General features: G+C 56.0%; 11 protein-coding genes. 8 read left to right on the forward strand and 3 right to left on the reverse strand.

Annotated features, from left to right (window positions below):
- Position 1 precedes the first annotated feature (1 nt).
- The 5 genes from AC2Q8J_RS00770 to AC2Q8J_RS00790 are packed head-to-tail and all read left to right on the forward strand — an operon-like array spanning position 2 to position 5591.
- Positions 2–1213 (forward strand): O-succinylhomoserine sulfhydrylase, encoded by a 1212-nt coding sequence (locus AC2Q8J_RS00770; protein WP_204995759.1) that lies wholly within the window; start codon positions 2–4, stop codon positions 1211–1213.
- A complete protein-coding gene (locus AC2Q8J_RS00775) occupies positions 1203–2129 on the forward strand; it encodes an AAA family ATPase (protein ID WP_348655253.1) in 927 nt (308 codons plus the stop codon). Before AC2Q8J_RS00770 ends, AC2Q8J_RS00775 begins: the two co-directional genes overlap by 11 nt.
- A 2-nt stretch (positions 2130–2131) precedes the next feature.
- Positions 2132–3100 (forward strand): DUF58 domain-containing protein, encoded by a 969-nt coding sequence (locus AC2Q8J_RS00780; protein ID WP_204995757.1) that lies wholly within the window; start codon positions 2132–2134, stop codon positions 3098–3100.
- On the forward strand, positions 3097–5046 hold the full coding sequence (locus tag AC2Q8J_RS00785; protein ID WP_486451903.1) for a transglutaminase TgpA family protein: 1950 nt from the start codon (positions 3097–3099) through the stop codon (positions 5044–5046). Before AC2Q8J_RS00780 ends, AC2Q8J_RS00785 begins: the two co-directional genes overlap by 4 nt.
- Positions 5047–5060: 14 nt before the next feature.
- Positions 5061–5591 (forward strand): mechanosensitive ion channel domain-containing protein, encoded by a 531-nt coding sequence (locus AC2Q8J_RS00790; protein ID WP_486451904.1) that lies wholly within the window; start codon positions 5061–5063, stop codon positions 5589–5591.
- On the opposite strand, the gene AC2Q8J_RS00795 is transcribed toward AC2Q8J_RS00790, so the two are convergent.
- Entirely contained in the window at positions 5579–6196 is a 618-nt protein-coding gene (locus AC2Q8J_RS00795; RefSeq protein WP_204995754.1) for a TetR/AcrR family transcriptional regulator, read from the reverse strand. The two genes, AC2Q8J_RS00790 and AC2Q8J_RS00795, sit on opposite strands and share 13 nt — an antisense overlap.
- Before the next feature lie 110 nt (positions 6197–6306).
- Between AC2Q8J_RS00795 and AC2Q8J_RS00800 the strand changes: the two genes are divergently transcribed.
- The gene (locus tag AC2Q8J_RS00800; RefSeq protein WP_288363288.1) at positions 6307–7416 is read left to right on the forward strand and encodes an efflux RND transporter periplasmic adaptor subunit; all 1110 of its coding nucleotides are present in this window, start codon (positions 6307–6309) and stop codon (positions 7414–7416) included.
- Positions 7406–10501 (forward strand): efflux RND transporter permease subunit, encoded by a 3096-nt coding sequence (locus AC2Q8J_RS00805; protein ID WP_204995752.1) that lies wholly within the window; start codon positions 7406–7408, stop codon positions 10499–10501. The genes AC2Q8J_RS00800 and AC2Q8J_RS00805 overlap by 11 nt, the downstream gene beginning before the upstream one ends.
- Positions 10502–10555: 54 nt before the next feature.
- On the opposite strand, the gene AC2Q8J_RS00810 is transcribed toward AC2Q8J_RS00805, so the two are convergent.
- The gene (locus AC2Q8J_RS00810) at positions 10556–10840 is read right to left on the reverse strand and encodes a YebG family protein (RefSeq protein ID WP_204995751.1); all 285 of its coding nucleotides are present in this window, start codon (positions 10838–10840) and stop codon (positions 10556–10558) included.
- Between the two features lie 122 nt (positions 10841–10962).
- On the opposite strand from AC2Q8J_RS00810, the gene AC2Q8J_RS00815 reads away from it, so the two are divergent.
- The gene (locus tag AC2Q8J_RS00815; protein ID WP_204996349.1) at positions 10963–11319 is read left to right on the forward strand and encodes a YibL family ribosome-associated protein; all 357 of its coding nucleotides are present in this window, start codon (positions 10963–10965) and stop codon (positions 11317–11319) included.
- Between the two features lie 233 nt (positions 11320–11552).
- On the opposite strand, the gene acnB is transcribed toward AC2Q8J_RS00815, so the two are convergent.
- Positions 11553–14180 carry a bifunctional aconitate hydratase 2/2-methylisocitrate dehydratase gene (gene acnB, locus AC2Q8J_RS00820; protein WP_027873897.1) on the reverse strand — a complete coding sequence of 876 codons (2628 nt, stop codon included), beginning with the start codon at positions 14178–14180 and terminating at the stop codon, positions 11553–11555.
- Positions 14181–14460: the final 280 nt, after the last annotated feature.

A 14460-nucleotide genomic window follows, 5' to 3' on the forward strand; every position in this document is an offset into this window, starting at 1 on the left:
TATGACAGAAGCGGATTACCAACAGCAGCGCCTCGATGTGCTCGCTGAGTGCGAGTTGGATACCCTGGCTGTCAGGGCGGGGCAGCGCCGCACCGTTGAAGGTGAGCACGCCGAGCCTATTTTTACCACGTCCAGCTACGTGTTTGCCTCTGCGGCGGAAGCCGCTGCGCGCTTTTCCGGTGAGCAGCCAGGCAATGTCTACTCCCGCTATACCAATCCCACCGTTCGCACATTTGAAGAGCGTATTGCCGCGCTAGAAGGTGGTGAGGCGGCTGTGGCGACCTCGTCGGGCATGGCAGCAATTCTCAGCACCTGTATCGCACTGTTAAAAGCCGGCGATCACATCGTTTGCTCGCGCAGTGTGTTTGGTACCACTACCAACTTGCTGAGCAAGTACATGGCCAAACTTGGCGTTGAAACCAGCTTTGTTTCGCCGCTGGATATGGATGCGTGGCGCGATGCGATTCGCCCACAGACTCGCCTGCTGTTTCTGGAGTCGCCCTCCAACCCCTTGGCCGAAGTCGCCGATATTGCGGCGATGGCAGCGCTTGCAAAAGCGAGCGACAGTTTGCTGGTGGTCGACAACTGTTTCTGCACTCCTGCGCTACAGCAGCCCTTGGCTCTGGGCGCAGATATCGTTGTGCATTCGGCGACCAAATATCTCGATGGCCAGGGACGTTGCGTAGGTGGCGCTGTGGTTGGGCGCCGCGAACATATGGATGAGATCCTTGGGTTTATCCGCACCGCCGGCCCGACAATGAGTCCTTTCAATGCCTGGGTATTTTTAAAAGGCCTGGAAACATTGCGTCTTCGTATGATGGCGCACAGTGCGAGTGCGCTGGCACTGGCGCAATGGTTAGCGCAGCAAGATAAGATTGAAACGGTCTATTATGCCGGTTTGCCCTCGCACCCAGGGCACAAACTTGCAGCGCAGCAACAAAAAGCCTTTGGTGGTGTATTGTCTTTCACCGTGAGAGGGCAGCGCGATGCCGCCTGGCGCTTTATCGATGCTACCCGCTTGGTGTCAATCACCGCCAATTTGGGTGATGCAAAGACCACGATTGTTCATCCAGCGACCACCACTCACGGCCGTCTCAGTGACGCGCAGCGCGCCGAGAGTGGCATCAGTGACAATTTGATCCGGCTTGCTGTGGGCCTGGAAGAGCTCACCGATCTCAAGGCCGATTTGCAGAGAGGGCTAGATGCCGTCTGATCTGGAACAGCTGAGCGCCGCGCGCGCAGAGATTGGTAGCGTTCTGCTGGGTAAGGATCGGCAGATACAGCAGGCAATGTGTTGTTTGCTTGCCGGCGGGCACCTGCTGGTCGAGGATTTGCCTGGCGTCGGTAAAACGACGCTCTCCCAGGCCTTTGCGGCGGTGACAGGTTTGGCTTACCGCAGAGTGCAATTCACCAGTGACATGCTGCCGTCGGACATTCTTGGCGTGTCGGTATTTGACCGCAATAGTAACGCCTTTCACTTCCACCCCGGCCCGGTATTCACCCAGTTTTTGCTCGTTGATGAGATCAACCGGGCGAGCCCCAAAACCCAGAGTGCGCTGTTGGAAGCGATGGCAGAGGGCAGGGTGACCACCGAAGGGGAAACGCGGTCGTTGCCGAAACCCTTTTTCGTTATTGCAACGCAGAACCCCTGGTTTCAGTCGGGCACTTTTCCGCTGCCCGAGTCCCAGCTTGACCGCTTCTTAATGCGTATTTCTCTCGGCTATCCCGACGAGCGCTCCGAGCGACAGCTACTGGAGGGCGGTGACCCTAGAGAGATGCTGACGACGCTCCCAAGTTGCCTCGATGACGCGCAAATACAGCGTTTGCAGGAATTGGTAAAACAAGTGGAGGTGCGCAGTAGCGTCGTCAGCTATATTCAGCGCCTCATCGCTTTTAGCCGTCAGGATGCCGAAATAGCCTTTGGTCTCTCGACGCGCGCTGGTCTCGCCCTGCTGCAGTGTGCCAAGGCGTGGGCATTGCTCGAGGGTCGGGACTACCTGCTGCCCGACGATGTGCAGGCTGTGTTAGAGCCGGTGGCGGCGCACCGTTTGCAGCCTGCAGCAGATAGCAATGCCGATGGCGCCGAGCTGGTTGCAAAGATGCTCGCGCAGGTATCGGTACTGGCCTAGCCATGTCAGCATTGCGCTCGGCAATTCAGCGACGCTTCGAGGCGTGGCTGGATAAGCGAAACCCCCGGCGCAACGCGTGGGTACTGAGTCAGAATAAGATCTTCATTTTCCCATCCTCAGCAGGTCTCGGTTTTTTACTGATGCTGTCGGGCTTGCTACTGCTGGCCATTAACTACCAAAACAACCTTATTTTTGCGCTGGCATTCCTGCTGTTCAGCTTGTTCTTAGTGGTGATTCTGCACACCTACACCAATCTGTCGGGTTTGCAGATTCGGGCGGGTGCCTGTGAACCGGTTTTCGCTGGTGATACCGCGCATTTTCACGTTCATATCAACAGCCAGCAACGCCCGCGCTTCCAGTTGCAGGTTGGTTTCCCCCAGCAACGCAAGCAGGTGAGCGAGTTAGCCAAAGGCGAGGGCGTTGAAATTAGGGTGCCCTGTCCGGCACCGCGCCGTGGGAGGCTCTATCCCGGCCGCATACAAGTTCGCTCTGATTACCCATTGGGCGTGATTCGTTGTTGGGCAATGCCGGCTCTGGACTGGCACTGCTTGGTGTACCCGCGCCCGAGAGCGCTGCGGCCACTCATCAGCAGCGCGCGCGGTGATGGGCACGGAGAGGTGTTCGATATGCGCAGTGACAGCGACGAGTTCAGCGGCTTCGAACGCTACCAGCCGGGTGAATCGCCGCGACGTATTTTTTGGAAGGCATATGCCAAAGGGCAGGGCTTGTTTAGCAAGCGCTACGAAGAGAGCAGGGCCGATGACCTATCGTTGGATTGGGAGAGTTTGCCCGAATTGGCAGTGGAGGATCGGTTGAGCACGCTGTGTGCCTGGGCGCTGGAATGTGACCGCCGAGAGTTACCGTTTTCCCTTCATTTACCGACCGCGGATATTTCGGCGGGCCAAGGGCCTGCCCATCTCGCTGCGGTGCTGCGCGAACTGGCCATTTATCCGGCAGAGGCAGGCCGGTGACCAGAAATTCTGCCCCCGCTGTTATGTGGCTGTTGCTGGCGCAGCTCGCCGCGATTGCGCCCTTGGCGCCAACCATACCGATTTGGATGGTCTTGGTCTGGGGGGCAGTGGCGTGGTGGTACTGGCGCATTGTGACAGCGGCTTGGAGCTTTCCGTCGGCACTGGTGAAAGTGGCTTTGGTGGTGTTCTCTGTCGCGGGCATTTACTTGCAATATCGCCAGTGGTTAGCGCTAGAGCCGATGGTGGCAACACTGGTGCTGGCCGTCATTCTCAAAGTCCTGGAGCTGAAACAGCGCCGCGATCACTGGTTGGTACTGCTGCTGTGCTATTTCGTGGTTGCCTGCCGCTTTCTTTTCGAGCAGCAGATCAACGCGGTGCCCGTTGCCGTTTTACAACTGCTGGCGATACTTGCTGCCCAGCAAATGTTATATCGAGAAAAGCCTGCTATTGCCGCGAGTGTGCGCCTTTCAGCGCTGATGTTGATCCAGGCCTTACCGCTAATGCTCTTCCTGTTTTTGGTATTTCCGCGCATTGGCCCGCTGTGGTCCATGCCGTTGCCTAGCGCAAAGGCCCAGACCGGTATGTCGGATGAGCTGCGTTTTGGGGATATTGCGGAGCTGAGTCAAAACGCTGCATTAGCCTTTCGTGTGCGCTTTGAAGGCGGCCAATTGCCTCCCCCGTCGCAGCGCTATTGGCGCGGATTGGTGCTTGAAAATTACGATTCCCAGCGCTGGACGGTCAACCGCATGGGGCGACTGACAACGCCACCACCACCGCCTTTACAAGGGGAGAGACAGCGCTACGTAGTCACGCTGGAGCCGGGGGCTCATGAGTGGCTTTATAGCTTGCCGGTCGCGCGGGTAAACCGGGATGATATTCGATACGCTGGCGCCTATCAGTGGTTGCCAAAAGCGCCGCTGACCGGGCGCCTTCAGTACGTGGTGGATTCTGTGCTGACGCAACCGCGAACCGAGGCCAGCAATCGTGTATTGCAGCGAAACCTGCGACTGCCCGGGAACGATAGCCCCAGAGCGCGGGAACTGGCCTTGCAGTGGGCGAGACAATACCCGGACCCTGCTGATCGCGTCGCTGCCGCGCTGCGGTATTTTAGGAATAGCCCGTTTGAATATACGCTCAAGCCGGCGTTATTGGGGCGGGACAATGTCGACGAGTTCCTTTTTGAGAGCCGGCAGGGCTTTTGCGAGCATTACGCCGGCAGCTTTGTATTCTTGATGCGCGCCGCCGGTGTGCCATCAAGGCTGGTAGTGGGCTATCAAGGTGGCGAGGTCAATACCACCGACAACTATTTATTGGTTCACCAGAGTGATGCCCACGCCTGGGCCGAAGTATGGCTACCAGCGCGAGGCTGGCAGCGAATTGATCCAACATCGACAGTCGCGCCGGATCGTGTGGCATTGGGTGCAGATTCTTTGCTGAGTGCGCAACAGGGATTTCTCGGTAAATCACCGCTGTCTTTGCGACGCTTTGACTGGGCGCGGGATATACGGCTGTACTTGGATAGCGTGAACTACGCATGGGCAAATTGGGTGCTGAATTACGATAGCGAGCGTCAGAGTGGTGTGCTGTCGTCGCTGATGGGAGGGATCAGTGTTAAGCGGATGTTGGTGGGTTTATTGATATTTGGTGCATTGCCGATGGCACTTGTGGCATTAATGATGTTCAAACCCGCCTGGCGTGCGTCTCGCCGCGAGCCAGCATTGCGTTATTATCATACGGCGTGTCGGCGACTGGCTCGGCGAACGGGCCTGCGGCGTGAGCCAGGGGAAACGGTTGCTGCTTTTTCTCGGCGGGTCGGTGAGCAAGCACCGGAGTGGGCGCCGTGGTTTGCCGCGTTGAGCAGCGCCTTTGAGCGCTGTCAGTACCGCCGAGACAGTGACGCGTTATCCCAGTTGCGGGCATTAAAGCGCCCGAAAAAAACTCAATGAGAAGGAAATAGCAAATGCTTAAGGCACTGTTGGCCATTGCTGTGGTTGTGGCCCTTATTTATTTCAATAGAGCCCTTAATCGACTGGTGGACGACTTTGCTGAGCGGCGCTCGATAGCTAGCCGCCGAGTGTTTGCGCTGCGCAAGCTACTCAACTTTTCTATGGTGCTTCTCTCTATATTGGCGGCGTGTTTCGTGCTGGGCCTGGGGTATCACCAGGTGTATATCTTCCTCAGTTCTGTGCTCGCAGTAATTGGTATTGCCCTGTTTGCTCAGTGGTCGATTCTGAGTCATTTAACGGCGGGGGTGATTATCTTCTTTGCCTTCCCGTACCGGGTTGGCGACCGAGTAAAGGTGGTTGATGCCGATGAAGATATTTCCGGCGAGATAGTGGAAATTGCCTCGTTCCATGTGCTGATTCGGCGCGACGACGGTGGCACGATCACCTACCCGAATAGCGCGCTATTGCAGAAGCCGGTGATTAAATTACCGCCGGGGTGGGTAGCGCCGCCGAAGGCATTGAAAGAGGGCGATCAGGCCTCGTAGCGGCAGAGAAACATATCAACGCAGGCGCGGCTGTAATTCGACAGGTCTCTGTTGCTTTCATCGCAGGGCATGCCGAGTAGGGCGCAGGCGTGAGCCTCACCGTGGAGCATGGCAATCAATTGGCTGCAGGCTTGGTCGATATTGGGAATAACCAAATTGCCCAACTGACATTGTTTATTCAAAAAAACGTGCAGTTGATTGCGGATTCTTTCAGGGCCTGCCTGCCAAAACAAGTTGCCGACCTCTGTGCGGTCAGCCTCTGCCACACATACACGGAAAACCTGCAAGGCCTCAGGGCTTACCAGTAGGCGGGCAAGCTGCTCGCAAAATTCCTGCAGGCTGTCTCGGTAGTTGTTGTCGGTGTTGCTCAGGCTGGAGTCGAGTTGGTACTCCTCGCATTTGCATTCAATCGCGGCGCTAAATAGTTGCTCTTTGCCGCCAAAATGGCTGTAGAGCGTCTGTTTTGAGACGCCCGCGAGCTTGGCGATACCGTCCATGCTGGCATTTTCATAGCCTTGCTCCATAAATAGGTCGCCTGCCGCATCAATGATTAAACGGCGTTTTTCCTCGCTCTTACTGCGACCGCGATTTTTCTCTTGACTCACTTCTTAGGCCTTACTTTAGATTGTTGAAATACCGTAACTAAAATGGACTAGACAGTCCAGTCTGATTTCCCTATATTCTAGACTACCGAGTCTAATTAGAGTTCCGCCCTATGTTATATCCGAACTTTCCCTGCCGCCTGACCAGTGTATTACTGCCGTTGTTGATGGGCGTATCGCTGATGTTGGCGGCGGATTGCACGATGGCGAACACGCATCCGGTGAAAACGGTGGTGGTGGAACGCCAAGACAGTTACCAGGTACAGCGATTATTTGCCGGGCGCGTTGTGGGTAGTCAGCGTGCGGATATTGGCTTTGAATTTGCCGGGCGGGTAGTGACCTTACACGTCGAAAATGGCCAGCCAGTAATGCGCGGCGAGGTATTGGCGGAACTCGATACCGAGGCGCTGCGTATCGAGCAGGGAGAGCTGAGGGCTGCTCGCTTAGAAGTTCAGGCACGCTTGCAGCAGATTAAACGGGACTTGGAGCGATTCACCGCTCTGTCGGAAAAAGGGTATGTGTCCGCTGGGCAGATGGATGATATCAATAGCCGTCAAAGGGCGACCAGCGCGCAGCTGAATCAAGTGGAAGAAAAATTGCGAGGCGTAAAGCTACGCTTGCAAAAATCGCGGCTACTGGCCCCTTTTGACGGCGAGATTGCCTCGCTTCAAATTGAAGAGGGAGTGGTCGTTGGCCCGGGCCAGGCGGTTATGCAGCTGGTTGAAACGGGCAATAACGAAGCCGTCTTTGGGGTTTCCGACCAGCTCGGCAGGGACCTGGTTCTCGGCCAGGAGATGCAGATCAGGCGGGGCTCTCAACTGTGGGCGGTAAAGCTGTTGTCGGTGTCGCGAAACCTGGATTGGCGAACGCAGACTCGCAGCATTCGCGTGAAGTTGGTGGACGACACTCCGCTCGTTGATGGCGAGACCGTGCATTTGATTTTGCCGGTCGTGCGCAAAAGCGCGGGATTCTGGCTGCCGATGAGTGCACTGCTGGGTGATGTGCGCGGTACATGGGCGGTCTATCAGGTGAGCCAAGATGACAAGGGTGAATTCCACCTGCGCAAACGTTCGGTGCAGCCTCTGTACCAATACCGCGGGCGCGTCTATGTGCAAGCTGAACTTAACGATGGCGACCAGCTTGTTGAGGCCGGCACGCACCGCTTAGCGCCGGGGCAAAAGGTCACCCTGTGGCAGGGCGAGGAGAGTGTCGATGCTGAATAATCCGCGCTACATTGCCCTCGGCGTTGCGTTGGTCCTCGTCGCCGGTTTGGCGGCGGTGGCCAGTCTGCCCAGGCTGGAAGATCCGCGTTTTGGCAATCGTCACGGAATTGTGTTGTCGAGCCTGCCCGGGGCCAGTGCCGAACGAGTTGAAACACTGATTGTCGAGCCGATAGAAACCGAGCTGCGCAGCATCCCGGAGATCAACCACCTGGACTCCACGGCCAAATCCGGGGTTGCCGCGATCAGTATTGAATTTGCCGATGAAGTAAAGCCCGACGATACCGACCGCCTGTGGTCTGAAGTTCGCGACAAGCTGGAAAAGGCAGCGAAAAATCTGCCCGCCGATGCGGCGCCACCGCAGCTGGATCACGAGCGCAACTACGCCTTTACCTGGATTGGTAGCCTTCGCTGGCAGGGGGAAGGGCAGGCGGACTTACTGCGTATGGGGCGCTACGCAGAAGAATTGGCCAGCCATCTGCGCAATCTTCACGGTACCGATATTGTTAAATTGTGGGGGGCACCGGCCGAGGAAGTTCAGGTTAAGGTGGATGTGATCAAGGCCGGCGCTGTGGGTCTAGACGTGCCTGCAATTGCTGCGCTATTGGGCAATAGCGATGCAAAAACGGCCGCCGGTGAGTTAGTGAGCGATAAGCAACGTCTGTCCATGGAGCTACTGGGTGGCTTCGATCAGATCGAGCGCATTCGTCGCACACCGCTGTTGACCCTGGCTGATGGTGGCTCGTTGCAGCTGCAAGATATTGCCAGGGTCTATCGCGGTGAGCCGGTGGTGCCCAGCGAGCTGGCGATTATTGATGGCGAGCGGAGTATCGCCATTGCAGTGCGAATGCTGCCAACCGTGCGTGGAGATTTGTGGGCCGAGGATCTTCGCCACGAATTGCAGGAATTCACCAAGAATCTCCCCGATGAAATTGTTGTTGAAGAGCTGTTTTCCCAGGAGCGCTATACCAGTGCGAGGCTCAGTGAGTTAGTCAGCAATATCGCCTTGGGCTTTTTGTTTATCTTCTCCATTTTGCTATTTACCCTGGGCTGGCGCTCGGCGGTAATCGTCGCTTTGTCGCTACCGCTGACCATGCTCTACGCGCTGGCCTGCATGAATATCAGCGGCTTGCCCATTCATCAGATGTCGGTAACGGGCTTAATCGTGGCACTGGGCATCATGGTCGACAACGCTATTGTTGTCGCCGATATGGTGCGTCGCTATCGCGAATCCGGCTATTCGGCGGTTGCGGCATCGGTTAAGGCATTTAAACACTTGTGGGTACCGCTGCTGGGCTCCACGCTAACGACCATGCTGACCTTTATGCCGATTGCCATGATGCCGGGGTCCGCTGGTGAATTTATTGGGCCCTTGGCGAACTCGGTGATTTTTGCGCTGTTTGGTAGCTGGATTATTTCACTCTTTATCATCGCGCCTATCGCAGGGCGCTGGCTGTCTGCCGAGCAGGCGCCGGGAATGTCGTCGTCGGCCATCAACCGCTGGTTTCGCGCATTTCTCAGTCGTGCGCTGATGTGGCCGCGACGCGTGGCATTGCTGTGCTGCGTACTTCCGCTTATTGGCTTTATGGTGTTGAAAACCCTGCCCGAGCAATTCTTCCCGCCCTCGGATCGAGACATGATTGATATCGAGGTGTATTTACCGGCAGGTACTGGCATACGCGAAACCCAGCGCGCCACTGAGCGTATGTCCGAGTGGATCAATAGCCACAGTGAGATTGAGGCCCTGCATTGGTTTGTTGGGCGCAGTGCTCCTTCGTTTTACTACAACCTGCTGGATAATCGCGACGGCACGCCAAATTACGCGCAGGCGATGACAACGGTTAGTGACCCAACTAATGCAAACCGTCTTGTTTCAGTGCTGCAAGATGAGCTGGACCAGGCCTTTCCCGAGTATCAGACAATTGTTCGGCGTTTGGGCCAGGGGCCGCCAACCATTGCCCCGGTTGAGCTGCGTATATACGGCAGCGATATTGCACAGCTAAAACGCCTTGGCGATGAGGTGAGGCGTATTGCGCTAGACCTCGATGATGTTGTGCACGTGCGAGACTCTCTCGGCGAAGTGGTGCCGAAATTGTGGCTGGACGTGGAAGAGAGCGAGGCGCAGCGCAGTCAGGTTGGGCTGCGAGATGTTTCACAACTGCTCGCGGCAAGTGTCGATGGTGTTATTAGCAGCAGTTTACTCGATGGCAGCGAGCAGCTGCCGGTTAGGGTGTCTGGGGCGGGCGTGAAAGAAACCAGTGTTGACCGCTTCCTGTCCTTCCCCCTTATTTTACCGACGGGGTCGCGGCCATTGTCGGCGATTTCCAGCGCAGAACTGCGTCCCGCGCAAGCCCAGATCACCCGGCGCGATGGTCGGCGAATGAACAAGGTTGAAATCTATGTTCGCGACGGCGTACTGCCAGCGGTGGTGTTAGCGGCGGTGCGCCAGTCCCTGGATGAGCACGACTTTATCGTTCCAGTGGGCTACGAGCTGGAGATCGGCGGAGAGGCCGAGGGTCGCAACCGGGCCGTTGGTAAGCTGATGAGCAGCGTTGGCATCATATTGGTGTTGCTGATCGTGACCGTGGTAATGGCTTTCAATTCTTTCCGCCTGTCGGCACTGGTGTTTGCAGTGGCCTTTCAGTCGGCGGGACTGGGTATTTTTAGTCTGTGGTTGGCGGGTTATCCCTTCGGCTTTACCGCGATCATCGGTCTGATGGGGCTGATGGGGCTGGCGGTTAACGCGGCGATTGTTATTCTCACGGAGCTAAAGGCATCGCCGTTGGCGATGGCGGGCAATCGCGCAGAGATTGTTGAAACCGTTTCTGAGTGTACACGTCACATTTCCTCGACGACAATTACCACGGTCGCCGGGCTCGTCCCGCTGTTGATCGCTGAGGGAACATTTTGGCCACCCTTTGCGGTGGTACTTGCTGGCGGCACGGTGTTGACCACTATTCTTTCGCTGGTCTTCGTACCCACCAGCTTTCTGGTACTGCGTCGTCCTTACTTGATGAAATACTTCCCCGGCTTGGCTGAGGATGAATTGAAAGCCGAGCCTAAAGAACAGTTGTCAGCGCCGCTTTAGTGTGTGCGAAGGAGAGGGGTAGCGGCTGTATTGATGGCAGCCGCTAGGCTTTTTTCACTGACCTTGGGCCAATGCGTGAACGTTGTTGTCCTGTTCTTGCGACAAGGTCTCTAAGGCTTCGACTTTGCCCTTGCAGGCCTGAACGAGTGCATCCTTATTTTTGGCGAGTAAAATACCGAAATTCTCAGCTTTGGCATCGTCTACACCGGGAACTTCACGCTGTAGTAGCGCGGTAAATTGCTCGGCGAGCTCGAGCATTTTGTCGTAAGCGTCCGCGTCTTTTTTGCTGTCAAACATCGTGTTGTCCCTGTCGCACATCCACTTGGCTACAACCGCCATGGTTCACCTCTTGCTGTAGTGATTTTTTATAACTGTATATGTATACAGTTATTGTTTCAAGGGGAATAAGGCGTCGCTTTTGTTACACTGCGCGCCGTAGCCGTGGGTAAAAGGACCGGGTAGTGAACCTCAATAAAGAAATTCAGCAAATTAATAACAAGCTCGATTTACAGCGCCGAAAGCGTCAAGCGGCGGTGAGTCGGGGTGATGATATCTTGATCGCTCAATTTGACCGTGAAATTGCGGCATTGGAAAAACGACGTGCCAGTATTAAAGGGCAGCAGTCACGCAGTAACAACAGCAAGGCTGAAATGCTGCAGGCAATGAAGTTCAAGCGGGCTCTAAGCAAGGCCGAGCAAGCTGACATGGGTAAATTGAAAAAATCGGTAAAAGGCTTGGTTGTTGTGCACCCGCTTACCGCACTGGGGCGCGAGATGGGGCTTGATGAGGTGACAGGCTTTTCCCCTAAGTCTTTCTAGACCGGGTTAATACGTGCCGCTGGAGGCGAGTGTCGCTTCCAGCCCTTTGAGTTGTGACAAAACCGCCACTACGCTATGCCTTGTAGCTAACTTCTTTTTTCTCCGTGCCGCGCCCAGTTGATTGGCGAGGTTATCGCCGCAACCCATGCAATGACGATTAGCGCTAACAGACTTTCGCGTATTGCAGGCATAAAAAAAGCCGCCCGAAGGCGGCTTGATTTTAACGCAATGGCTTAGGCAGAAACTTCAGTAATCTCTACTGAGGCAATGCGCGCACCTTCTTCAGCGCCTTTCTGGAAGGACTCAATTTGATCGAAGTTCATGTAGCGGTAAATGTCCGCTGACATGCTCTTCAGGTTTTGAGTGTATTCCAGGTATTCTGCAGGCGTAGGCAGGCGACCAACAATCGCGCCAACCGCTGCCAGCTCGGCAGAGGTCAGGTAAACGTTGGCGCCAGTACCCAAGCGGTTGGGGAAGTTACGTGTAGACGTAGACAGCACCGTGGCACCATCGGCAACACGTGCCTGGTTACCCATACACAGCGAGCATCCTGGCATTTCCATACGCGCGCCAGCGGCACCGAAGATGTTGTAGTAACCTTCTTCCATCAGCGTGTGCTGGTCCATCTTGGTTGGTGGCGACAACCACAGCCGGGTAGAGAGGCTGCCTTTGTGGGCGTCCAGCAGTTTACCGGCTGCGCGGAAGTGACCGATATTGGTCATGCAGCTACCGATAAAGACTTCATCAACTTTGTCGCCGGCAACTTCAGACAACAGCTTGGCATCGTCTGGGTCGTTCGGGCAGCAAACCACGGGCTCGGTCAGCTGGTCCAGATCGATTTCGATAACTGCTGCGTATTCTGCATCTGCATCGCCTTCGAGCAGGCTTGGGTTGGCCAGCCACTCTTCCATTTTGCGAGCGCGACGCTCAAGTGTGCGTGCATCGCCGTAGCCTTCGCTGATCATCCAGCGCAGCAGGGTGATGTTTGAACGCAGGTATTCTGAAATTTCCTCGATACCTTGCTTGATGGTACAGCCCGCAGCAGAGCGCTCAGCAGAGGCGTCAGACAATTCAAAGGCTTGTTCTACCGTCAGGCCTTCCAATCCTTCGATCTCAAGAATGCGGCCAGAGAAGATGTTCTTCTTGCCTTTTTTCTCAACCGTCAGGTGACCATCTTTGATGGCTTGGTAGGGAATCGCGTGAACCAGATCGCGCAGGGTAATACCGGGCTGCATTTCGCCTTTAAAGCGCACCAGCACAGACTCGGGCATATCCAGTGGCATAACGCCAGTGGCTGCAGCAAAAGCGACCAGACCAGAACCCGCAGGGAAGGAGATACCCATTGGGAAGCGGGTGTGAGAGTCGCCGCCAGTACCGACTGTGTCAGGAAGCAGCATGCGGTTCAGCCAGCTGTGGATGATACCGTCGCCGGGGCGCAGAGAGACACCGCCGCGCGTCATAATGAAGTCTGGCAGGCTGTGCTGGGTGTCGATGTCAACGGGCTTGGGGTAAGCCGCGGTGTGGCAGAAAGACTGCATGGTCAGATCGGCAGAGAAACCGAGGCAGGCCAGATCTTTCAGCTCGTCGCGGGTCATCGGGCCAGTGGTGTCCTGAGAGCCGACGGTAGTCATTTTGGGTTCGCAGTAAGTGCCGGGGCGTACGCCTTGGCCTTCGGGCAGGCCGCAAGCGCGTCCGACCATTTTCTGGGCCAATGTGAAGCCTTTGCCAGTGTCGGCGGGCTGCGAAGGCACGCGGAACAGAGTCGAGGGCTCAAGGCCTAATGATTCGCGTGCTTTTGTGGTCAGACCACGGCCGATGATCAGGTTGATACGGCCACCAGCGCGCACTTCATCCAGCAGGACGTCGGATTTCAGGCTGAATTCGCTGAGAGTTTCGCCAGTTTCAACGTTCTTGATCACGCCGTCATAGGGGCGAATTTCAATCACATCGCCCATGTTGAGTTTTTCAACGTCGGCTTCAAAAACCAGGGCGCCAGCATCTTCCATGGTGTTGTAGAAGATAGGGGCAACCTTGCCGCCAATACACACACCGCCACCGCGCTTGTTGGGCACGCCGGGGATGTCGTCACCGAAGAACCACAGTACCGAGTTGGTGGCAGATTTACGTGAAGAGCCCGTGCCAACAACGTCGCCAACCATTGCGATTGGGTGGCCTTTCTTCTCCAGCTCAGCAATTTGGGCCAAGGGACCAATTTTGCCTTGCTCGTCGGGCTTGATGCCGTCGCGCTCCATTTTGTACATGGCCAGTGCGTGCAGCGGGATATCAGGACGCGACCACGCGTCTGGCGCGGGTGACAGGTCATCGGTGTTGGTTTCGCCAGTCACCTTGAAGACAGTTTTAACAATGCTTTCGGGCACGTCATCGCGGCTGGTGAACCATTCTCCATCTGCCCAGCTTTGCATAACCGCTTTAGCCAGCTCGTTACCGGCTTTGGCTTTTTCTTCCACGTCGTGGAAGGCATCAAACATCAGCAAGGTGTGCTTGAGCTCTTCGGCAGCCAGAGGAGCCAGTGCTGCGTCGTCGAGGAGTTCAACCAGTGTTGCGATGTTGTAGCCGCCGTGCATATTGCCCAGCAGTTTAACGGCTTCTTCTTTGGTGATGAGAGGGCTGCTAGCCTCGCCTTTAACGATGGCAGACAGGAAGCCTGCTTTTACGTATGCTGCTTCATCTACGCCCGGTGGCACGCGGTTCGAGATCAGGTCCACCAGCGTCTCTTCTTCACCGGCTGGCGGATTCTTGAGTAGCTCAACTAAGCCGGCTACTTGCTCTGCGTTCAGGGGCTTGGGGACGATGCCCTGCGCCGCGCGCTCCTCGACATGCTTGCGATATGCTTCTAGCACTGTTAACTCCTCTCTCTATCAGTTTCGGTACCCGTAGTCCGGGATCGCCGGAGGCCGGGGCTATCGATGCCCGTCATCGATGCGAAATGGGGTGGCAAGTATACTGAAAAACCCTACCCAGGTTAAGGTTTGTTAAGAATAGGGCGCGGATATCGACAGGATTATTACCACTGCTGCGGTTTTCCTCCAAAAAGCCACCGCCGACGTAACATAAGCGTGAATAATGCAGTGATTTGGCTACCTTAATGACGATAGCGGCGTTGGTGCCGCAAGCGGTGAG

The sequence above is a fragment of the Spongiibacter sp. C9W genome (assembly GCF_057370015.1).

Excerpts from the sequence above, each read along its gene's own strand:
- AC2Q8J_RS00770 (WP_204995759.1), top strand. The coding sequence starts at position 2 with ATGACAGAAGCGGATTACCAACAGCAGCGCCTCGATGTGCTCGCTGAG.
- AC2Q8J_RS00775 (WP_348655253.1), top strand. The coding sequence starts at position 1,203 with ATGCCGTCTGATCTGGAACAGCTGAGCGCCGCGCGCGCAGAGATTGGT.
- AC2Q8J_RS00780 (WP_204995757.1), top strand. The coding sequence starts at position 2,132 with ATGTCAGCATTGCGCTCGGCAATTCAGCGACGCTTCGAGGCGTGGCTG.
- AC2Q8J_RS00790 (WP_486451904.1), top strand. The coding sequence starts at position 5,061 with ATGCTTAAGGCACTGTTGGCCATTGCTGTGGTTGTGGCCCTTATTTAT.
- AC2Q8J_RS00800 (WP_288363288.1), top strand. The coding sequence starts at position 6,307 with ATGTTATATCCGAACTTTCCCTGCCGCCTGACCAGTGTATTACTGCCG.
- AC2Q8J_RS00805 (WP_204995752.1), top strand. The coding sequence starts at position 7,406 with ATGCTGAATAATCCGCGCTACATTGCCCTCGGCGTTGCGTTGGTCCTC.
- AC2Q8J_RS00810 (WP_204995751.1), bottom strand. The coding sequence starts at position 10,840 with ATGGCGGTTGTAGCCAAGTGGATGTGCGACAGGGACAACACGATGTTT.